Source organism: Pseudomonas sp. ef1 (assembly GCF_007293365.2).
Taxonomy (GTDB): Bacteria; Pseudomonadota; Gammaproteobacteria; order Pseudomonadales; family Pseudomonadaceae; genus Aquipseudomonas; species Aquipseudomonas siliginis.
In genome coordinates this window covers 3,338,969-3,359,539 of sequence record NZ_CM129815.1, presented here as the reverse complement: position 1 = coordinate 3,359,539, position 20,571 = coordinate 3,338,969, and the positions used below count along the sequence as shown (strand labels likewise).

The following is a 20,571-nucleotide window of genomic DNA, read 5'->3' as shown; positions in this document are numbered from 1 at the left end:
CGAAGTCGGCACGAGCCGGCCGCAGACCTGATAGGGATCCGAACATGGCAAACGAATCGAAATGCCCGTTCAACCACGCCGCCGGCGGCGGTACGACGAACCGTGACTGGTGGCCGAATCAACTCAATCTGAAAATCCTCAGCCAGCATTCCCCCAAGTCCGATCCGCTGGGCCAGGACTTCGACTACGCCAAAGCCTTCAAAAGCCTCGATTTTCAGGCGCTGAAACAAGACATCAGAGCGCTGATGACTGACTCCCAGGACTGGTGGCCGGCCGACTTTGGCCACTACGGCCCGCTGTTCGTGCGCATGGCCTGGCACAGCGCCGGGACCTATCGCACCGCCGATGGCCGTGGCGGCGCCGGCTCCGGTCAGCAACGCTTCGCCCCTCTCAACAGCTGGCCGGACAACGTCAGCCTCGACAAGGCCCGCCGCCTGCTGTGGCCGATCAAGCAGAAATACGGGCGCAATATTTCCTGGGCCGACCTGATCGTGCTCACCGGCAACGTCGCGCTGGAGTCCATGGGCTTCAAGACCTTCGGTTTTTCCGGGGGCCGCACCGATGTCTGGGAACCGGATGAAGATGTGTACTGGGGCTCGGAAACCGAGTGGCTGGGCGGCGACAACCGTTACGGCAAGAGCAATGGCCCAGTGCAAGAGCCCGGTGACGGCACGCTGGTGGCTGAGCCCGATTTGCATGGCCGTGAAGAAAGCCGCACCGATCAGGGCGAACGCAATCTGGAAAATCCCCTCGCCGCCGTGCAGATGGGCCTGATCTACGTCAACCCTGAAGGCCCGGAAGGCAACCCGGATCCGGTGGCCTCGGCCAAGGACATTCGCGAAACCTTCGGCCGCATGGCCATGAACGACGAAGAAACCGTGGCGCTGATCGCCGGCGGCCACGCGTTCGGCAAGACCCATGGCGCCGGCCCGGCTGACAATGTCGGTCCCGAACCGGAAGCGGCTGGCCTTGAGCAACAGGGTCTGGGCTGGAAAAACGCCTTCGGCACCGGTAAAGGCGCCGACACCATCACCAGTGGTCTGGAAGTGACCTGGACCACCACGCCAACGCAGTGGAGCAACAACTATCTGGAAAACCTGTTCGGCTTCGAGTGGGAGCTGACCAAAAGCCCGGCGGGCGCCAATCAGTGGCAACCGAAAAACGGCGCGGGTGCAGGCACCGTTCCCCACGCTCACGATCCGAACAAGAAGCTCTCGCCGACCATGCTCACCTCCGACCTGGCGTTGCGCTTCGATCCTGCATACGAGCAGATTTCCCGGCGTTTCCTGGCCAATCCCGATCAGCTCGCCGACGCATTTGCCCGCGCCTGGTACAAGCTGATCCATCGTGACATGGGTCCGCTCTCTCGCTACCTCGGCCCGGAAATGCCGCAAGAGGAGCTGCTCTGGCAAGACCCGCTGCCCGATGTGACGCACCCGCTTATCGATGACAGCGACGCCACGGCGCTGAAAAACAAGGTACTGGCTTCAGGGTTGTCAGTGTCGCAACTGGTTTCGACCGCGTGGGCTGCAGCATCGACCTTCCGCGGTTCGGACAAGCGCGGTGGCGCCAACGGCGGACGCTTGCGTCTGGCCCCGCAGAAGTTCTGGCAGGCCAACCAGCCCGAACAACTGGACAAAGTGCTGAGCACGCTGGAAAGCATTCAGAGCGAGTTCAACAACGGCGCCGCCGGTGGCAAGAAAATCTCGCTGGCGGACCTGATCGTCCTGGCCGGTAATGCCGGAGTGGAAAAAGCCGCGCAGAACGCCGGGCATTCAGTGTCGGTGCCGTTTTCACCTGGCCGCGTCGATGCTTCGCAGGAGCAGACCGATGTCGAATCGTTCGGCTTCCTCGAACCGATCGCCGATGGCTTCCGTAATTACAGCAAAGGCAAATACACGGTTGCGGCGGAAACGCTGCTGATCGACAAGGCCCAGTTGCTGACTCTCACCGCACCGGAAATGACCGTGCTGCTGGGTGGTTTGCGGGTATTGAACACCAATGTTGGCCAGACCCGGCATGGCGTGTTCACCGATAAAACCGAAACGCTGAGCAACGACTTCTTCACCCACCTGCTGGACATGGGAGTTGAGTGGACCCCAACGTCACGGGATGCCGATGAGTTTGAAGGCCGTGACCGCAAGACCGGGGCGCCAAAGTGGACGGCGACTCGAGTGGATCTGGTGTTCGGCTCGAATGCGCAATTGCGCGCCTTGGCCGAGGTGTACGCCAGTTCCGACGCGAAGGCGCAATTCGTCAACGATTTCGTCAAGGCCTGGACGAAGGTGATGAATCTGGATCGGTTTGACCTGCGCAAATAGCTGTTTGTTGTGCCAATGAAAATGCCGCTCGTTGAGCGGCATTTTTGTGTCTTGATCGTTCCCATGCTCTGCGTGGGAATGCAGCAAGGGACGCTCTGCGTCCCAAAGTCGATGCAGAGCGTCGAGAGAGGCATTCCCACGCAGAGCATGGGAACGATCAATTAAACGCCCCAACATTTATCAGCGTTACGCCAGGCTTTTGCTCACCACTTCATACACATCACTGGACAGCGCCCCGGACGCCAGAATCCGCTCCAATTCAGCCTTCATCAACGCCTGACGCGCGCTGTCGTATTTGCGCCAGCGGGTCAGCGGTGCCAATTGACGTGAGGCGATCTGTGGGTTGAAACCGTTCAGTTCGATCACCAGATCGGCAAGGAAGCGATAACCGGAACCGTCCGCCGCGTGGAAGTTGATCAGGTTCTGCCCGGCGAACGCGCCGATCAGTGCCCGCACCTTGTTCGGGTTCTTGATGTTGAACGCCGGGTGCTGCATCAACGCCTTCACCCGCGCCAAACCGCCCGGCAAGGTGCTACCAGCCTGCACGCTGAACCACTGGTCCATGACCAGCGGATTGTCCTTGAAGTGCTCGGCGAAGCTGGCCAAAGCCAGGGCCTTCTGCTCTTCGAACGGCGAGTTGACCAGCACCGCCAGCGCGGTCAGGCGCTCGGTCATGTTGTCGGCAGCCTCGAATTGCTCCAGCGCCGCCGCCAACACTTCCGGCTTGCCGCTGAGCATCAGGTACGACAGGGCGATATTCTGCAATGCGCGACGGGCGAAGTGCTCGGCCTCGGCCACGTATGGAGTCTTCTTCGAGAGGTCGCGGTTGGCCTGATAACGCAGCCACAGCGCTTCGAACAAACCTTCGGAGAGTTGCTTGCGGGCGAATTCGCGCGCGACATGAATCGCCTCGACGTCGGCCACTTCGCTGATCTCGGTGAGATAGGCCTCACCCGGCAGCGAGAGCATTTCGGCAACCATCGCCTGATCCAGCGACTCGTCGGACAGCACCGTGCGCAGCGCCGACACCAGACGCGGATCGAGCTTCAGGCTCTCGCCTTTCTGATGTTGGCCGATCAACTCTTGAAGCACTTGCACCGACAGTTGCTGACCGGCATCCCAGCGATTGAAACCGTCGCTGTCGTGCTGCATCAGGAACATCAGTTGATCGCGGTTGTACGGGAAGCTCAGTTTCACTGGCGCCGAGAAGCCACGCAGCAGCGACGGCAGCGGCTGTTCGTTGATGTCGACGAAAGTGAAGGTCTGCTCGGCGTCGGTCACCGAGATCACCCGAGTGGTGCCTTGTGCCGAAGCTTCCCCAGCCAGACGCAGGGCGATTTCGTTGCCCTGGCTATCAAGCAGCCCGAGCTCGACCGGAATCACGAACGGCAGTTTTTCCACCTTGTCCGGGGTCGGCGGGCAGCTCTGGCGGAAGGTCAGGCTGTAGGTTTTCGCCGCAGCGTCGTAGGACTCGCTGACGGCCAGACGCGGTGTGCCGGCCTGGCTGTACCAGCGCTTGAACTGGCTGAGATCAACGCCATTGGCATCTTCCATGGCCTTGACGAAGTCGTCGCAGGTCACGGCCTGACCGTCGTGGCGTTCGAAATACAGATCGCTGCCCTTACGGAAGCCCTCGGCGCCCAGCAGGGTGTGGATCATGCCGACCACTTCCGAACCCTTTTCGTACACGGTCAGGGTGTAGAAGTTGGAAATCTCGATGAAGCTGTCCGGACGCACGGCGTGGGCCATCGGCCCGGCATCTTCGGCGAACTGGTGAGTACGCAGGTACGCCACGTCCTGAATGCGCTTGACCGTCGCCGAGTTCATGTCCGAGGAGAAACCGGCATCGCGGAACACCGTGAAGCCTTCCTTGAGCGACAACTGGAACCAGTCACGGCAGGTCACGCGGTTGCCCGACCAGTTGTGGAAGTATTCGTGGGCGACGATCGCCTCGACCCGCTGGTGCGCGGCGTCGGTCGCGGTTTCGGCGCGGGCCAGCACGGCGCTGGAGTTGAAAATGTTGAGGCCCTTGTTCTCCATCGCGCCCATGTTGAAATCGTTGACCGCGACGATCATGAAGATGTCCAGATCGTACTCGCGACCGTAGACCTCTTCGTCCCAGCGCATGGATTTCTTCAGGCTGTTCATCGCGTGCTGGCACTTGTCGATGTTTTCCGGCTCGACGTAAATGCGCAGCGCGACGTTGCGCTGGCTCATGGTTGTGAAAGTGTCTTCGACGCACCACAGATCACCGGCGACCAGCGCAAACAGGTACGCCGGTTTCTTGAACGGATCTTCCCAGGTCGCCCAGTGCCGGCCGTCTTCGCCGGGGCCGGAAGCGATCGGGTTACCGTTGGAGAGCAACACCGGGTAGCTGTGCTGTTCGGCCACGACGGTGGTGGTGAACTTGCTCATCACGTCCGGGCGGTCGAGGTAATAGGTGATCTTGCGGAAGCCTTCGGCCTCGCACTGGGTGCAGAACATCGTGCCGGACTTGTACAGGCCTTCCAGCGCGGTATTGGTTTCCGGATGGATGCGGACGCTGGTGTCGAGGGTGAAGGTTTCACTGGTCGGTTGCAGGGTCAGGTGGCTGTCCGAGACTTGATAGTCAGCGGCGCTCAGCTCCTGATCCGCCAGCGTCACCGACAGCAGCTCAAGTTGCTGGCCGTCGAGCACCAGCGGCGGCAGGCCGGCGCCACGTTCAGGATTACGGCGCATCACCAGTTGCGCGTGAACCAGGCTGTGGTCCTCGAACAACTCGAAGGTCAGGTGCGTTTCGTCGATCAGGTACTCGGGCGCCTGATAGTCCTTGAGGTAAATCATCTTCGGTTGTTCGGTGCGCATGCTGGAATCCTTATTGATGCACGGCGAGCTGGTAAGCCGTGTATTTACGAATGTTGATCACGCCGGTGTCGAAGATCAGGTACTGGCCCTTGATCCCCAGCAGCGTGCCTTCGGCAATCGGGTTCTTGTCCAGGTTGAAGCTGACGATTTTCGCCGGGTATTGCTCGACGGGATAGCGGATTTCCAGCGGTTCGACATCGGCAATCGTCTGAATCGCCTGTAGGCCGAATCGCTCCTGCAACCCTTGCAGGCCTTCGGCGCAGCTTTCGAACAACTGATCGCGCACCTGGGGCAGATCCACCGCCGCCGCATCACCTTTGAGCAGCGCGCGCCAGTTGGTCTTGTCCGCCACCTGGCTGCGGAAGAGGTCTTCGACAAACCCCGATTGCTGGCGTGTCGATACACGCATGATCGGCAGCGCCTGACTCGCGCCCTGGTCGAGCCAGCGGGTCGGCAACTGCGTAGCACGGGTGATGCCAACCTTGATGCCTGACGAATTGGCCAGGTAAACCACATGGTCGGTCATGCAGAATTTCTCGCCCCACTCCGGATCGCGGCAGGTGCCGGCGTCGAAGTGGCAGCGCTCCGGACTCATGATGCACAGGTCGCACTGCGCCAGTTTGGTCATGCACGGGTAGCAATAACCCTGACTGAAACTGGTTTTGGTCTTGCGCCCGCAATGGGTGCAGTGGATCGCCCCCAAAAATTCCAGACGTAGCGCGCTGCCGATCAACGGATTGACCGGCACCTCGACGTCATCCAGACGAAACGCGTACTGCACGTTCGACCCGTCCAGACGCGTCGACATTTTACTGATTGCACCGCGGCCAATCTCGATCAATGGATGGCATCCGACTTGAACAGGATGTTCGGCACTTCGATCGACTTCGACGCACATTCTTGCGGGCCCATGTAGCCAGTGCGCTGGTCTTCCGGCAGGTTCTGGATTTCCCAGGCAATCATCGCCTGCAACGACAGCTCGCGCTGTTCGGCAGTGAGTTTGTTGCCGTCGGACCATTTGCCGATTTCCACGGCCAGTTTCAGGCTTTCGTAGATGTCCGGGGTGATGTTGTTGATCATGTCGTTGAAAGAGGACATCAGGGTCTCCGTGCTCTTTGCTGAAACAAAAATGTTAGGCGGCCAGTTTACGGCGGTTATACAAACCGCCCAACAAACCGGTAAAGCATCCGATGAGTAACCCGCTCAGGTGCGCGGCGTTGGCGATCTGGCCGAAACCGATCAGCGAGATCAGCCCGGACATGCACACCACCAGCCACACCAGCATCATCACCAGCACGCCGCGCGGCAAACGATAGGCCGGGTTCGGCGCCAGCAACTGGAAGATCCAGCAATGCCCGAGCAACCCGTAAAGCACGCCGGACAGCCCACCAAACAGGCTCGGGCCGCTCCAGACGAACTGCCCGTAGTTGGACACCAGACTGAACAGCAGCGTCAGGCCGATCAGGTTGATGCTGCCCTGGCGCGACTCGATGCGCCGCCCCAGCTCCCAGTACCACATACCGTTCATGGCCAGATGGAGGATGCCGAAGTGGATCAGCATCGGCGTGACCAGCCGCCACCACTGCCCCGCCGCCAGACTGTCGGCCAGCGGCGTGAAGTGGATGTACTCACCGATCACGCGAAAATCGAGGAAGGTCAGCCAGCGCAGCGTTTCCAGGTTTTCGCCGAGGAAGGTCAGACCGCCGACGATCAGGCTCAACAGCAGAATGAACCCGGTGGCTTTGGCGTGTTTCAGCTGTTCGGCAAAACTCGGTCGTTTGAAGGTCTGGCCTACGGGAATGTCCAGTTGTTGATCCGGGTCGCCGGCCGGGAAGCGCTCGTACAAGGAACGCACGTCCTCGCTGATTTCCTCTGGCGCCCACAGCACCTGTTCGCCCGCCTCTTCGCTGACGCGATGGGGCACTTGCATGCGTTGCAGCAGTTTGACAAAACCGCTCAGATCCACCGCCAACGGCAGGCGCAATACCGCTACCGCATTCATTGCAGCACCTCCGGCCGCTCGACATCGACCCAGACAAATTTTTGCGGATCCAGGCGCGTTTCCTGGTCCAGACGATAGGCCACCAGTTTGCCGTAGAGCACGGCACTGTAATCCAGGCACGCGAGGTTCGGGCGGATCGGCGCCGGTTGGCCGCTGCGCCAGTAGTGGCCGACGAACAGCAACGGCTCGTCGACGCCGTAGCGCAGCAAGGAATTCTTTTCAGTGGACGTCAGCGGCGTCTGCGCGACAGGTTCGGGCAGTGCATCGGGCTGGAACACGATGTCGCCGTAGGTTTTCGGGTCGTCCTCCCAGAACTTGGTGCGGAAGAACGAACGCACCAGACCGTCGCCGCTGGTCATGGTCAGGCCACCCGGCAGGCGCATGTCGGTGCCGCGCAGCAAGCGGTCGAACACGGTGCAAGCGAAGCTGCCGGGCACCGCCGAGGCCTGGAGGAAATGCTCATCGACGCAGCCATTGGGGAACAGCGCCCGCAGCGGCTCGATCAGCCCGGCATCCCAGCATGCATGGACGACGCGAAACCGCCCGGCATCGACGAACAGCGGCAGCTCGTAGAACCACTGCTGGAAGTCATGCCAGTCACCGGGATGGTCCTCGAATTGGCTCAGGGTTTCCTGCAACAGCCGTGCGTGGCGTTTGGTATGTTCGCGCACGAACTGCTTGCCGCTGCCCGGTGGCGCCGGGGTGACCCAGCCGAGCGCATTGAATTCGTGGTTGCCCATGATGCACAGCGCCTGCCCCGCCTCGACCATGTCGTGGACGATGTGCAATGCCTCGCGAATACGCGGGCCACGGTCGATGATGTCGCCGACGAACACCGCCATGCGTGACGGATGCCGCCAGACCCCGCCCTGCTTGTGATAACCGAGACGGTCCAGCAAGTGTTCGAGGGTCATGGCGCATCCGTGCACGTCACCGATCAGGTCGTAACTGCGCGCGGGATCGAGCATCAGTCGCCTCCGCCCCCCAGCTTGCTGCCCCAGCCAAGCTTGGTGCGGCACACCTCGTAGTAATTGTGATCGAGCGGATGAATCAGGCGCAGCTTCTGCGCTTTCTTGCTCACGGTAATGGTGTCGCCCGGTGCGCAGGTGAAGTGGTTCTGCCCGTCGCAGGACACCTGCGGGTAGATCTGCATATCTTTGGACACGACGATTTTCAGCTCACTGTTGCCATCGACCACGATCGGCCGTCCCGACAAGGTATGGGGGTACATCGGCACAATCACAATAGCGTCGAGCTTGGGATGCATGATCGGCCCGCCGGCGGACAACGCATAGGCGGTGGAGCCGGTGGGCGTCGCGACGATCAGGCCGTCGGCCTTCTGGCTGCAGACGAACTGGCCGTCGATATACAGCTCGAATTCGATCATCCGCGTCGATTTGCCCGGGTGCAGCACCACGTCGTTGAGCGCATCGCCCTGGCCGATGGCCTCGCCATGGCGACGCACTTCGGCTTGCAGCAGGAAACGGTTTTCTACCAGATAGTGGCCGTCGAGCACTTCGGCGACCTTGATTTCCAGCTCGTCGGGGCGAATATCGGTGAGGAAGCCGAGGCTGCCACGGTTGATGCCCAGCACCGGAATATTGTGTCTGGCCAGCGCCCGCGCGGCGCCGAGCAGGCTGCCGTCACCGCCGACGACGATGACCATGTCACAAACTTCGCCGAGCATCTTGCGCGACGAGGTTTGCAGGCCATGGCCGGGCAGGACTTCAGCGATGGTGTCTTCGAGGATCACATGCAGGTGACGGTCGAGCAGAAAGCGTTTCAGTCGGCGGACGGTATCCAGCACCTGGGAACTGCCCAGGCGACCGATGATGCCGATATTACGAAATTGCTCCATGGGACCTCTGCGGACAATCGAAAACGCGAAAACCCGATTATGGGCGAAAGCGCCAGATAGACAAAATCCTTTCAGCCTCAAGGGTGCGCTCAGGTTTAAGGCTATGCTCGCAAGATGATCCTGTTTCCCGATTTGTTGCAGTTGCCCCATCGATTACGCCATCCCGAAGTGCGGGACCTGGCGTGGGTGATCCTCGCCCCGCCGATGCTCGCCGCCACGCCGTGGCCCCAGCGCCATCCGCTTGCCGGCAGCGACTGGGTGCACGACCCGCAGCGCCTCGAACATTGGCTGCACCAGCTCGACCGCGACAGTTACGGCCTGCTGCAATGGCTGTCGCAGGCGCGCACCCGGCGTCTGGGTCTGTATTACGAGCGTCTTTGGCAGTTCGCCGTCTCGCATGCGCCGGGCATCGAACTGATCGCCGCCAACCTGCCAATCCGCCGCGCTGGGCACACCCTCGGCGAACTCGACATGCTGCTGCGTGACCGCGACGGCGTGCATCATCTGGAACTGGCGATCAAGCTCTACCTTGGCCCGCAGGATGGCGATGGCCGCGATCCCGCGCAGTGGCTGGGGCCGGGTTGTCATGACCGGCTGGATCGCAAACTGGCACATCTGGCCGAGCATCAATTGCCGATCTCGGCGCGCCCGGAAAGCCGCGAGGTGCTCGCGGCACTGGATATCGAAACGTTCAGCGCGCAGCTGTGGCTGGGCGGTTATCTGCTGTATCCGTGGCCGGGGCAGGCCGACTCACCGAACGGCGCGCATCCGCAACATCTGCGTGGCAGTTGGCTGCATCAGAGGGACTGGCCGGCGTTTGTCGCGCAACGCCCGCCGGGCCGCTGGCAACCCCTGCCCCGCCATGCGTGGCTGGCGCCGGCGCATTACCCGGCGGATCAGGTCTGGACAGATGAGCACTTGCGTTTGTGGCTGGCAGACCTGCCAGTACTGGCCCCGGCGCAGTTGATGGTACGCCTGACCGAGAATGCCCAGGGCGAATGGGAAGAGGCGGAGCGGTTGTTTCTGGTGGCGGATCTTTGGCCGAATGTCCCCGGCCAAACCTGAGATTTGTAGTACCTGAACTGGCCCCTTCGCTGGCAAGCCAGCTCCCACAGGTTTCGCGGTGAATACAAATCCTGTGGGAGCTGGCTTGCCAGCGAAGGGGCCCACCCCGGTCTACAGCGAAAGCCGCACCGCCAATGCCGCCAACGTCACCAGCAACACCGGCACCGTCAGCACAATCCCGACACGGAAGTAATAGCCCCAGCCGATATGGATGCCTTTGCGCTCCAGCACGTGCAGCCACAGCAAGGTCGCCAGGCTGCCGATCGGAGTGATCTTCGGCCCCAGGTCGCTACCGATCACGTTGGCGTAGATCATCGCTTCTTTGATCACGCCGCTGGCCTGACTGGCGTCGATCGACAGCAAGCCGATCAGTACCGTTGGTAGATTGTTCATGATCGACGACAGTAGCGCCGTCAGCACCCCGGTGCCCATGGCCGCGCCCCACACGCCGTGACCGGCGAATACGTCCAGCCACCCGGCGAGGTAACTGGTGAGTCCGGCATTGCGCAGGCCGTACACCACCAGGTACATGCCCAGCGAGAAAATCACGATCTGCCACGGCGCCTCTTTCATCACTTTGCGCGTGGAGATTTTGTGGCCGCGCGCAGCGATGCCCAGTAGCAGCGCGGCGCACACCGCCGAAATCGCGCTGATCGGAATGCCCAGCGGTTCCAGGGCGAAGCAGCCGATCAACAGGATCACCAGCACTGCCCAACCGGCATAGAACGTCGCTTTGTCGTGAATCGCGGTGTGCGGGTTTTCCAGTTGTTCCGGGTCGTAAGCCGTCGGGATGTCGCGACGGAAAAACCACAGCAACATGCCCAACGTCGCCGCCACGCTGACGAAGTTCACCGGCACCATCACTGCGGCATAGCGGTTGAAGCCGATATGGAAGAAGTCCGCGGAAACGATGTTGACCAGGTTCGACACCACCAGCGGCAGGCTCGCCGTATCGGCGATAAACCCGGCGCCCATGACGAAGGCCAGAGTCGCCGCTGGCGAAAAGCGCAGCGCCAGCAGCATTGAAATCACGATCGGCGTGAGAATCAGCGCCGCGCCGTCATTGGCGAACAGCGCCGAGACCAGCGCGCCGAGCAGCACCATGAAGGCAAACAATTTGCGCCCACTGCCCCGCCCCCAACGCGCCACGTGCAGCGCTGCCCAATTAAAGAAGCCAGCCTCGTCGAGCAACAGGCTGATGATGATCAGCGCGACGAAGGTGCCGGTCGCATTCCAGATAATCTGCCAGACCAGCGGGATATCCGTGAGGTGAACGACGCCAAAAATCAACGCCAGCACGGCGCCCAACGTTGCACTCCAGCCGACGCCGAGACCTTTGGGTTGCCAGATGACGAGGGTGATGGTCAGCAGGAAAATCAGTGACGCAGCGAGCATTCGCAGAAGCCTTCAAATAGCGAAACGGGTGGAAATCGAACAAATGTGGGAGCGAGCCTGCTCGCGAAAGCGGTGTGTCAGACGTGAAATTGTTATCTGACAGTCCGCCTTCGCGAGCAGGCTCGCTCCCACAGTGAGTTTCGGTAAGTTTATTTCTTGTGTTGCTCTACGAACTGGCCGTAAGCATCGATGAATTTTTGCAGGAACGGCTTCACCGAGTCGCTCAGTTTGCCCGCTTCGTCGAACGCGTTACCGGCGCCGCCCAGGTAGGCTTCCGGCTGTTGCAGGCAATGGATATCGAGGAAAACGAAGGTCTGGCGCAGGTGCTGGTTGGCGCCGAAGCCGCCGATGGCGCCTGGCGATACGCTGATCACCGCGCCGGGTTTGCCACTCCACGCGCTCTGGCCATAAGGGCGCGAACCAACGTCGATGGCGTTCTTCAACGGTGCCGGGATCGAGCGGTTGTACTCGGGGGTGACAAACAGCACCGCGTCGGATGACGCCACTTTCTGACGGAAAGTGCTGTAGGCTGCCGGCGGAGAAGCGCCGTCGATGTCTTCGTTGTACAGCGGCAGTTCACCGATTTCGACAATCTCGAGCTTGAGATTGGCCGGTGCCAGTTCGGCGAGGGCCAGTGCGACTTTGCGATTGATCGATGCTTTGCGCAGGCTGCCGACCACTACAGCGACGTTGTAGACATTGCTCATGGATGACTCTCGATGGTCCGTGGGAAGAGTCGCTAGTTATAGATGATCCAGTGACATTTTCACCAGTGGTCATTGGTTTTTCCTGCGCGAGGAATATTTTTTTCATGTAGGAAAACTTACCGAGCTTGCTGACGGTCTACAAAGCCGCAAATCAAGCGTTTTATCTCCAGAGGTTCTAAGCAGATGGCAGCAGTACTCGTCGGTCAGTTTCATGCAAGAGATGCGGAAGGCCGCGTTTATTCCGTGCATGAATTCCAGGAATCGAACCCGTCTGCAGACGGATCCACTGGCTCGGAGCCCATTTACAAACTCGCCATTGGCGATCGGGTCAACAAGGTCAGTGACAGCGAGTTTCTCCTGGTTCAATCAGGCATTACCCTGATCCGCGAACCCGAGCCAACCGTTGCTTCATAACCCTGCATTATGAGCAGAAGTCATGCGAGCGGACTTGGGGTAGGATTCAGCGTCTGACCCCACCTGCTGAACATGGACTTCACGCATGCGTTTACGCCACATCGAAGTGATTCAGGCGCTCTTGCAGACCGGTCACCTGGGCACCGCCGCCGAATGGCTGCAACTGCCGGTGACCGAGGTCGAAGAGCGTTTGCGCGAAGCCGAGAGTCAGTTGGGGTTCATGCTGTTCGCCAGCGTTCGCGGTCGCCTGCAATCGACCCCCGAAGCGCGCGCCCTGCAAGTGGAAATCGCACACGTTTATGAGGCGCTTGAGCCGGTGCAGCGTCTGGCCAGCAGCCTCAAGCAATACCTCGCCCCACCCCTGCGCATCATCGGCACCCCGCCGCTGGCTCAACAATTACTGCCACAAAGCCTTGCGACTCTGCGTCGGCGCTTGCCGGACGCACCTTGCAGCCTGCTCAGCGCGCCGACTCGCGACATCGTCCGCAGCCTGTTATTGCGCGAAAGCGATCTGGGCCTGAGCCTGCACGATCCCGAACACCCCGATATCCACTGCCAGCCGCTGGCCCAGGGCAAGCTGCAATTGCTCGCTCCGCACGGCTGGCTGCAGCCGAAACAGAAATACATTTCCCTAGTGGATCTGGCCGGTCAGGCCATGGTCGGTCTCGAAGGTCAGGATCCACTGAGCCCGGCGCTGGAAAACAAACTTCAGGCCTTGCGCCCGGCACCGAGCATTCAGACCCGCGTGCAGACCCATCAGATGATGCGCAGCATGGTCGAGGCCGGCGAAGGTCTGGCCATCGTCGATCCGTTCACCGCTCTGGGCGCCCGCGCCGGTGGCCTGGACGTCTGCCCATTGTCACCGGCGGTGCCGATCAGCCTCTACGCCCTGACCTTCAAACATGCCGCGCCGTCGGCGGCGATTCAGACCTTGCTGGCGATCGTCACGGAACAAGCCGAGGCGATGTTGTCGAGCTGAGTGGTTTTTCCAGCGGATTATCGAACAGGCGATACCAGAACAACGCGACTTCAGCGGTATGCGGATCGATGCCGCGATAGCGTAACTGGTCGATGCCGCCGATCACATAACCGCAACGCTCATACAGACGACAGGCGCCGAGATTGTTGTTCTGGGTTTCGAGCATGATGCCCGGCAGCTTCTTCTTGCGACTCCAGAACTGCGCGACATCGAGCAACGCCTTGGCCACACCGTGGCGGCGGGCCGGGGCGTGCACCGCCAGTTCATCGATGTGGGCAAAGCCGTTCCAGTTGGTGCTGATCACCAGGTGACCGACCGGCTCGTCGTCCAGGTACGCCATGAAAATCGCACTGTCGGGCGCGTTGTGAAAGGCGCTGAATTCTTCGGGATCGATGCCGTAGCACTTGCGGTACGGCACGATTGGCGTCACCGGCCACTGCTCGACCGGCTTGCCGATCACGGCAGCGCCGTAGGCAGCGACCTCGAAACTGAAGTCGCTGCCCCAGATATACGGCGCAAAACCTTCGTCGGCTACACGCACCGACAACCCTGGGTATTTCGGATTCATGACCGGTTGCATACTGGGAAAAGTCCTCATTCCTTGACGCAGCCGACGGTGTCGACCTTACCGTCGCGATGGATGATTGCCAGCGCAAATTTCAACTCTTTGTACATGAGACTCAGTGTCCTGAGGCGGCAGATTTGCACCTGACCAGTGCACTCAGGGTAGAGGGTTGCGACGAATGTGGCGAGAGTGGCAACTTGGCTCCATGTCGCCAAATGCAAAAAATCGCTGCCTTCCTGGTCCCTACTATGGGATGCAATCCCTGTAGGAGCTGCCGAAGGCTGCGATCTTTTGATCTTTGATCTTTGATCTTTGATCTTTGATCTTTGATCTTTGATCTTCAGGTTTCAGACCTGCGCATCAGCCTCGGCAATCTGCGTCCACAACGCCGGCGCTCCCGCCGATTTGGCGATGATTTCCAGCCGCACCAGATGCGCCGCCAGTTCTTCTTCGGTCGCCCGGATGATGCGTGCTGGCTGGCGATCGACCGGCAGGCGGCGGATTTCGGTAGCCGAGTTGTCGGCGCCCTCGCCCGTGCCATTGCCGTCAGACGCGTTGCCAGCCAGCGACAGGCTGGTCTGGCCGCCGGTCATGGTCAGGTAGACGTCGGCGAGAATCTCCGAGTCGAGCAAGGCGCCGTGCAGTTCACGGCCGGAGTTGTCGACGCCGTAACGTTTGCACAACGCGTCGAGGCTGTTGCGCTGCCCCGGGTGACGTTCCCGGGCCATCATCAGGGTATCGAGGATGGTGCAATGCTGGGTGATATCGGCGCGATCGTGCTGGCCCATCAAGGCAAATTCGTTGTTGATGAAGCCAACGTCGAACGCCGCGTTGTGGATGATCAGTTGCGCGCCCTGGATGAACTCGAAGAACTCATCGGCAACTTCGGCAAAGCGCGGCTTGCCGACGAGGAATTCGTTGGTAATGCCATGCACACCGATCGCGCCTTCGTCGCTCTCGCGATCCGGTTGCAGATAAACGTGGAAATGCCGGCCCGTCAGGCGCCGACCGATCAGTTCGACGCAACCGATTTCAATGATCCGGTGACCATCGGTCACCGGCATGCCGGTGGTTTCGGTATCGAGTACAACGGATCTGGTGGCCATCAGTGCTCAGCTCTCAACGGGTCAATCATGCAAAGGCGCGGATGTTAACACGCTGGACTCGAACCCTGTAGGAGCTGCCGAAGGCTGCGATCTTTTGATTTTTCCCACAACAAGATCAAAAGATCGCAGCCTTCGGCAGCTCCTACAGGGGAGTGCATTCCAATGTGGCAGCGAGCCTGCTCGCGAACGGCCACGCCACGGTTAGAAGCGAAATCAGCTCTGCTTGTAACCACGCACTTCGTCAACGCCACGGTTGGCCAGTTGGTCAGCCCGCTCGTTACCGTGATGGCCAATGTGCCCGCGCACCCATTTCCAGGTGACTTTGTGGCGGTTGACCTGCTCGTCCAGCTCTTTCCACAGATCGGCATTCTTCACCGGCTCTTTCGCAGCCGTTTTCCAGCCGCGCTTCTTCCAGTTGGCCATCCACTCGTTGATGCCTTTCATCACGTATTGCGAGTCGGTGACCAGCAGCACTTCGCAGGGGCGCTTGAGCGCTTCCAGGCCACGAATCGCGCCGAGCAGCTCCATGCGATTGTTGGTGGTGTTGGCCTCGCCGCCCCACAGTTCCTTTTCGACGCCCTTGCACACCAGCAGCGCGCCCCAGCCGCCGGGACCGGGGTTGCCCTTGCAGGCACCGTCGGTGAACAGTTCTACGGTGTCGACGCTTTCCACGCTTTCGCTCATGCCAGTCTTTCCAGAAAAATGCCTGTCCTGCCAATCGCGGATCGACAATGACCGCGGCCGGGACAAGCCCGGCCACAAATAAAAGAAGATTTACGGTTCGATGCGGCGGCGGTTGACCTTGGCCATCGGCAGCGGAATCAGCTTGCCCATCGGCTCGCGGCGTTCCTGGCGCAACGGCCTGAGCCCCACCACGATCTTGCGCGCCACCAGCAGATAGAAGCCGCCGCCAGACAATTGCCAGTCACCGGCCTTGCGTTCCCAGCCGGCCAGACGGTTCTGCCACTTGGGTGACGCGAGCGGCGGACGATAGCATCCGAAGCGGCGTTTCTCCAGCGCGAAGCCCAGCAGATTGAGCCAGTCGGCGACCCGCGACGGCGAGATGCAGCGCGCCTTGCGCAGGGCATCATTGGCGAAGAAATGCCGCAGCCCCCAAGTGCTCCAGGGGTTGATGCCGATGATCAGCAGATGCCCGCCGGGGCGCACACTGCTCGCTGCTTCACGCAGCAAACCGTGGGGCGACAGGCAGAAATCCAGGCCATGCTGCATCACCACCACGTCGGCGGCGTGCTCGCTCAACGGCCAGGCCTGCTCTTCGCAAACGATCTCGACTCCGGGCAACGGTGCGCCGAGACGCACGTTGCGCTGCACTTGCGGCGCGGCCGGCGGGGTTTCGGCGGACGGCCCGTAATGCACCAGATAACCGCCGAAGAAGCGGCCGAGCTCGTCATCGAGCATGCGCCGCTCTTCATCCAGCAGAAATTGCCCGAGCGGCCCCGACAGCCATTCGCGGGCGGCGCTGATCAATGCCAGCCAGTCGGGATCGGCCTGAGCGAACGCTTTATCGGTCATGTCATTCTCCAACGCGCCAGGAACTACTAAGATGCGCCAATGTTTTCTGCTTGGCGAATTCCGACGATGATACAGATCAGTGCCCTGCCCGCGTTCACCGACAACTACATCTGGTTGTTACAGGATCATCAGACCCAGCGCTGCGCGGTGGTTGATCCGGGCGACGCCGCCCCGGTGCAGGCGTGGCTTGACGCGCATCCGGGCTGGGTGCTCAGCGATATTCTGATCACTCACCATCACCATGACCATGTCGGCGGCGTCGAGCGCCTGAAAGCCGCGACCGGCGCCAAGGTCTACGGCCCGGCCAGCGAAAGCATCCCGGCGCGCGACGTAGCGCTCAAGGACAACGACAGCGTCAGCGTGCTCGGCTGGGACTTCGACGTCTATGCGGTGCCCGGTCACACCCTGGGGCACATCGCCTATTACCACCATGGCCTGCTGTTCTGCGGCGACACCCTGTTCGCCGCCGGTTGCGGCCGGTTGTTCGAAGGCACACCCGAGCAGATGTACCGCTCGCTCAGCCGTCTTGCGGCCCTGCCGGAAGATACGCTGGTCTACTGCACCCATGAATACACCTTGAGCAATCTGAAATTTGCCGCCGCCGTCGAGCCGGGCAACCCGGAAGTCGCCGCCCGTCTGGAAAAGGTCACGCAGCAACGGCAGAACGGCGTGATGACGTTGCCGTCGACTCTGGCTCTGGAAAAGCTTACCAATCCGTTTTTACGCACTTCTGAAACATTGGTTACACAAAAAGTGGACGAACGGGAAGGCGCTCAAAACCGGGCGCCGAGCGAGGTATTTGCGGCTCTGCGGGCATGGAAAGACAAGTTCTGACAAGCGCGCCGGCCGGGACAAAAATTCTCAATGGTTGACCGCAGGGGGTGCGCTTTCTAGAATCGCCCGACATTTTTGCCCGGAACTTACTTCCAGCCAATGTCGTCATCCATACGTAAGTCCGTCAATTCAGATGCTTTGACCCGCCTGGCGCAAGCCATCGCGGTGGCTGTGTCCGCCACGCTGGCGGGTTGCTCCAGCCACGCTCCGCAGACTGAAGCGACGCATACGCCGAACATTGCTGCGCGAGCCAAGCAGAAGCCGATCTGGCTGACCGAGAAGCCCACTCCCGTGGCGCCCCAGGACATCTGGGAACGCATGCGTCAGGGCTTCCAGTTGCAGGAAGGCCTTGGCGTCAATCCGCGCATCGAGCAACAACGCCTGTGGTTCGCCAGTAACCCCTCCTTCCTCGAGAATGCCGGTGAACGCGGCAGCCTCTACATTCATTACATTGTCGAACGCCTCGAAGAGCGCAACATGCCGCTGGAACTGGCCCTGCTGCCGGTGATCGAGAGCGCGTACAACCCGATGGCCTATTCCCGCGCCGATGCGGTGGGCCTGTGGCAGTTCATTCCGTCCACCGGGCGTTATTTCAACCTGCGCCAGACGCGTTTTTATGATGGTCGTCGCGACATTACCGCCTCGACCACGGCCGCGATGGATTACCTGACCCGCCTGCACGACATGTTCAACGGCGACTGGCTGCTGGCGCTGGCAGCCTACAACGCTGGTGAAGGCACCGTAAGCCGGGCGATCGAGCGCAACGAAAAGCTCGGCCTGCCCACCGACTACTGGAACCTGCCACTGCCGGCGGAAACCCAGGCCTATGTGCCGAAGTTGCTGGCACTGTCACAAGTGGTACTGGCGCCTGAAGCCTACGGCGTCAACCTCAACCCGATCGCCAACGAACCGTACTTCCAGGTCGTCGAAATCAACCAGCGCATGGACCTGTCCAAGGTCGCTGCGGTGGCGAACATCGATGAAGACGAACTGTTCCAGCTCAACCCCGCGTTCAAACAGCGCACCACCATCGACGGTCCGCAGCACTTGCTGGTGCCGACGTCCAAGGCGCAACTGCTGACCGCCAGTCTGCAGACCATGCGCCCGGACGAACTGATCAGCCCGCGCTCGCTGAAACCGGTGTTCGAAGGCGCCGATCCGTCGGAAGTGGCGCAGCTCAAACGTGCTTATCGGGTCAAGCGTGGCGACAACCTCGGCTCCATCGCCAAGGCCAACAAGGTCGAAGTCAAGGATCTGCAGCGCTGGAACAAGCTGACCGGCAAGAATCTCAAGGTCGGCCAGACCCTGGTCATGCAGGACAACACCAAGCGTGCCCCGGCGCGCAAGTCCGGCCGGGTCAACACCGTGGTCGCGGCGAATACCAAGACCAAAGGCAAGGACGAGAGCAAGCAGCAGACCCAGTACAAGGTCAAGCGCGGCGACACCCTGTATGTGGTGGCCAAGCGGTTCAACGTCGAGATGCAACATCTCAAGCGTTGGAACCCGGGTGCGGGCAAGGCACTCAAGCCTGGGCAGATGCTTACGGTTTATCAGCCGCACTGATTGAAGAGCCCCTGATATTTCAGGGGCTTTTTTTGGATGAAGTTTTTGTGGTGTGCTTTAGATCCATCCCCCTCACTGTAGAGACCGGTACATCCTTTACAAATTAGACCGGGGACATCGTTTACACCTTTACAGGCTTGCTACGCGTTTAGCACCGCGTTCAAGCCTGCCTAAACAGTGGCTGCAAAGGTACAGCTCCCAAGCGTCGTCAGCCACTTCCTTCAGCGCGATGTCCTCTCCAATCAAAGCCTCTCCAAGAAAAATCAGCTGTCCTTTCCATTTGATTTCGCCATTTGACCGAACCTTGCGTACTTCAACATCAGAGCCGTATTCAAGCGCAGGCAAGTAACCGGGATATGCACGTACCGATGGGCTATAGACAGAAGCCGGCGGTTTCATGCCCAGCGCGGTGTGCGGTCGGTGGTGGTTGAAGTCCTGGACAAAATCCTGAAAAGCCAGCTGTTGGCGCACCAGGTTTTCTGCCGGTGGCACTGCTGCCTTTAGCGTTCGATGCATCCGTTCATGTCGACCATTTTGGTCGGGACGGCCAGGCGTAATCGTTTCGACATGGATTCCAAGCCTGATGAACCAAACCGATAACTTCGAAAGTCGCGCCAGACCTGTCGACGCGAAAGGAGCGCCATTGTCAGTGCGGATCACATCCGGCAGCCCATATTCTCGAAAAGCCCACTCAAAGCCTTCCCGCGTCGGCGCCCCGTGCGTACTGGGCAAAGCGCGACAGACGAATAAAAAAGCGGCTCATCTGATCGGTAATGGTCAGCGGATAGCACCAATTACCGTCCTGCATTTTGAACTGCCCTTTGTAATCAGCACACCAAGTCTGGTTGGGCGCGTCGACCGGACGCAAATGCGTCGGAGCACGGGGACGTGGGGGATAAGGTCGTCGCGCCATGACCAAACCAGCTTTCTTCAACCATTCTCCGGCAGTACTCGCCGCCGGCCACTGGATATGCGGATCAGAAACGCGCAGGCGATCAATGATCTGCTTGGGCCCCCGATCGGGATGTTCATTTTTCTTGGCCAGCAACTTGGCGATGATTTCATCGGAAGTTTGATGAGGGCAGTTCAGCGGCTTGCGCGACTGCTCTTTCAAGCCATCAACGCCCAACGCTGCGTATCGTTCCAACCACTTGTCGATGGTGGGACGGCTGACGTCATACCGCCGGCTTAGCTGGCTTTTGGTGTAGCTGCCGCCGAGCCAATCGCTGATTAACTTCACTCGTTGATCCATTGGGGACTCTTGTTTCCAGGGCATGGTCAGCACCTCCTGACCATCATTGATACCTGTAAACCATGTCCCCGGTCTCAAACGTAAAGGATGTATCCGGTCTTTACCCACCCCAGCCCTCTCCCCCAGGGGGAGA

General features: G+C 60.5%; 18 protein-coding genes and 1 pseudogene. 6 read left to right on the top strand and 13 right to left on the bottom strand.

Going from position 1 to position 20,571, the window contains the following annotated elements:
- The first annotated feature begins 44 nt into the window (after window positions 1–44).
- Window positions 45–2,321, top strand: coding sequence for a catalase/peroxidase HPI (gene katG, locus FEE99_RS15195; RefSeq protein ID WP_041480614.1), 2,277 nt, complete (start codon window positions 45–47; stop codon window positions 2,319–2,321).
- Window positions 2,322–2,507: 186 nt separating this feature from the next.
- Here katG and pepN read toward each other — a convergent pair whose 3' ends face one another.
- The 6 genes from pepN to FEE99_RS15165 are packed head-to-tail and all read right to left on the bottom strand — an operon-like array spanning window position 2,508 to window position 9,025.
- Window positions 2,508–5,165: an aminopeptidase N gene (pepN, locus tag FEE99_RS15190; protein WP_041480615.1), complete on the bottom strand. Its 2,658-nt coding sequence runs from the start codon at window positions 5,163–5,165 to the stop codon at window positions 2,508–2,510.
- Between the two features lie 10 nt (window positions 5,166–5,175).
- On the bottom strand, window positions 5,176–6,006 hold the full coding sequence (locus FEE99_RS15185) for a DUF2797 domain-containing protein (protein WP_041480616.1): 831 nt from the start codon (window positions 6,004–6,006) through the stop codon (window positions 5,176–5,178).
- Window positions 6,003–6,263 carry a YeaC family protein gene (locus tag FEE99_RS15180; RefSeq protein ID WP_016774215.1) on the bottom strand — a complete coding sequence of 87 codons (261 nt, stop codon included), beginning with the start codon at window positions 6,261–6,263 and terminating at the stop codon, window positions 6,003–6,005. The genes FEE99_RS15185 and FEE99_RS15180 overlap by 4 nt, the downstream gene beginning before the upstream one ends.
- A 34-nt stretch (window positions 6,264–6,297) precedes the next feature.
- Window positions 6,298–7,167, bottom strand: coding sequence for a rhomboid family intramembrane serine protease (locus FEE99_RS15175; RefSeq protein ID WP_041480617.1), 870 nt, complete (start codon window positions 7,165–7,167; stop codon window positions 6,298–6,300).
- Window positions 7,164–8,135 (bottom strand): metallophosphoesterase, encoded by a 972-nt coding sequence (locus FEE99_RS15170; RefSeq protein WP_041480618.1) that lies wholly within the window; start codon window positions 8,133–8,135, stop codon window positions 7,164–7,166. The genes FEE99_RS15175 and FEE99_RS15170 overlap by 4 nt, the downstream gene beginning before the upstream one ends.
- Complete coding sequence (locus FEE99_RS15165) at window positions 8,135–9,025, bottom strand: NAD(+) kinase (protein WP_041480619.1); 891 nt, start codon at window positions 9,023–9,025, stop codon at window positions 8,135–8,137. The genes FEE99_RS15170 and FEE99_RS15165 overlap by 1 nt, the downstream gene beginning before the upstream one ends.
- Before the next feature lie 114 nt (window positions 9,026–9,139).
- On the opposite strand from FEE99_RS15165, the gene FEE99_RS15160 reads away from it, so the two are divergent.
- Window positions 9,140–10,090, top strand: a complete 951-nt coding sequence (locus tag FEE99_RS15160; protein ID WP_041480620.1) for a DUF1853 family protein — start codon at window positions 9,140–9,142, stop codon at window positions 10,088–10,090.
- A 111-nt stretch (window positions 10,091–10,201) separates the two neighbouring features.
- Here FEE99_RS15160 and FEE99_RS15155 read toward each other — a convergent pair whose 3' ends face one another.
- Together FEE99_RS15155 and FEE99_RS15150 are read right to left on the bottom strand one after the other, a co-directional pair.
- A complete protein-coding gene (locus tag FEE99_RS15155) occupies window positions 10,202–11,485 on the bottom strand; it encodes an arsenic transporter (RefSeq protein WP_041480621.1) in 1,284 nt (427 codons plus the stop codon).
- A 149-nt stretch (window positions 11,486–11,634) separates the two neighbouring features.
- Window positions 11,635–12,192 (bottom strand): NADPH-dependent FMN reductase, encoded by a 558-nt coding sequence (locus FEE99_RS15150; RefSeq protein ID WP_024012496.1) that lies wholly within the window; start codon window positions 12,190–12,192, stop codon window positions 11,635–11,637.
- Window positions 12,193–12,375: 183 nt separating this feature from the next.
- Between FEE99_RS15150 and FEE99_RS15145 the strand changes: the two genes are divergently transcribed.
- Together FEE99_RS15145 and FEE99_RS15140 are read left to right on the top strand one after the other, a co-directional pair.
- Window positions 12,376–12,606 carry a hypothetical protein gene (locus tag FEE99_RS15145; protein ID WP_041480622.1) on the top strand — a complete coding sequence of 77 codons (231 nt, stop codon included), beginning with the start codon at window positions 12,376–12,378 and terminating at the stop codon, window positions 12,604–12,606.
- 85 nt (window positions 12,607–12,691) lie between these two features.
- Entirely contained in the window at window positions 12,692–13,585 is an 894-nt protein-coding gene (locus tag FEE99_RS15140; protein ID WP_041480623.1) for a LysR substrate-binding domain-containing protein, read from the top strand.
- Here FEE99_RS15140 and FEE99_RS15135 read toward each other — a convergent pair.
- The 4 genes from FEE99_RS15135 to FEE99_RS15120 form a co-directional block, all read right to left on the bottom strand.
- Window positions 13,551–14,165 (bottom strand): GNAT family N-acetyltransferase, encoded by a 615-nt coding sequence (locus FEE99_RS15135; protein WP_016774208.1) that lies wholly within the window; start codon window positions 14,163–14,165, stop codon window positions 13,551–13,553. The two genes, FEE99_RS15140 and FEE99_RS15135, sit on opposite strands and share 35 nt — an antisense overlap.
- 332 nt (window positions 14,166–14,497) lie before the next feature.
- A complete protein-coding gene (gene dnaQ, locus FEE99_RS15130) occupies window positions 14,498–15,256 on the bottom strand; it encodes a DNA polymerase III subunit epsilon (RefSeq protein ID WP_041480624.1) in 759 nt (252 codons plus the stop codon).
- 213 nt (window positions 15,257–15,469) lie between these two features.
- Window positions 15,470–15,940: a ribonuclease HI gene (gene rnhA, locus FEE99_RS15125; protein ID WP_007910572.1), complete on the bottom strand. Its 471-nt coding sequence runs from the start codon at window positions 15,938–15,940 to the stop codon at window positions 15,470–15,472.
- A gap of 90 nt (window positions 15,941–16,030) precedes the next feature.
- On the bottom strand, window positions 16,031–16,789 hold the full coding sequence (locus tag FEE99_RS15120; RefSeq protein ID WP_041480625.1) for a class I SAM-dependent methyltransferase: 759 nt from the start codon (window positions 16,787–16,789) through the stop codon (window positions 16,031–16,033).
- 66 nt (window positions 16,790–16,855) lie between these two features.
- Between FEE99_RS15120 and gloB the strand changes: the two genes are divergently transcribed.
- Together gloB and FEE99_RS15110 are read left to right on the top strand one after the other, a co-directional pair.
- Window positions 16,856–17,623, top strand: a complete 768-nt coding sequence (gloB, locus tag FEE99_RS15115; RefSeq protein ID WP_041480643.1) for a hydroxyacylglutathione hydrolase — start codon at window positions 16,856–16,858, stop codon at window positions 17,621–17,623.
- A 99-nt stretch (window positions 17,624–17,722) separates the two neighbouring features.
- Window positions 17,723–19,186 carry a transglycosylase SLT domain-containing protein gene (locus FEE99_RS15110; protein ID WP_041480626.1) on the top strand — a complete coding sequence of 488 codons (1,464 nt, stop codon included), beginning with the start codon at window positions 17,723–17,725 and terminating at the stop codon, window positions 19,184–19,186.
- A 129-nt stretch (window positions 19,187–19,315) separates the two neighbouring features.
- On the opposite strand, the pseudogene FEE99_RS15105 reads toward FEE99_RS15110, so the two are convergent.
- Window positions 19,316–20,462, bottom strand: a pseudogene (locus tag FEE99_RS15105) (IS481 family transposase).
- Window positions 20,463–20,571: the final 109 nt, after the last annotated feature.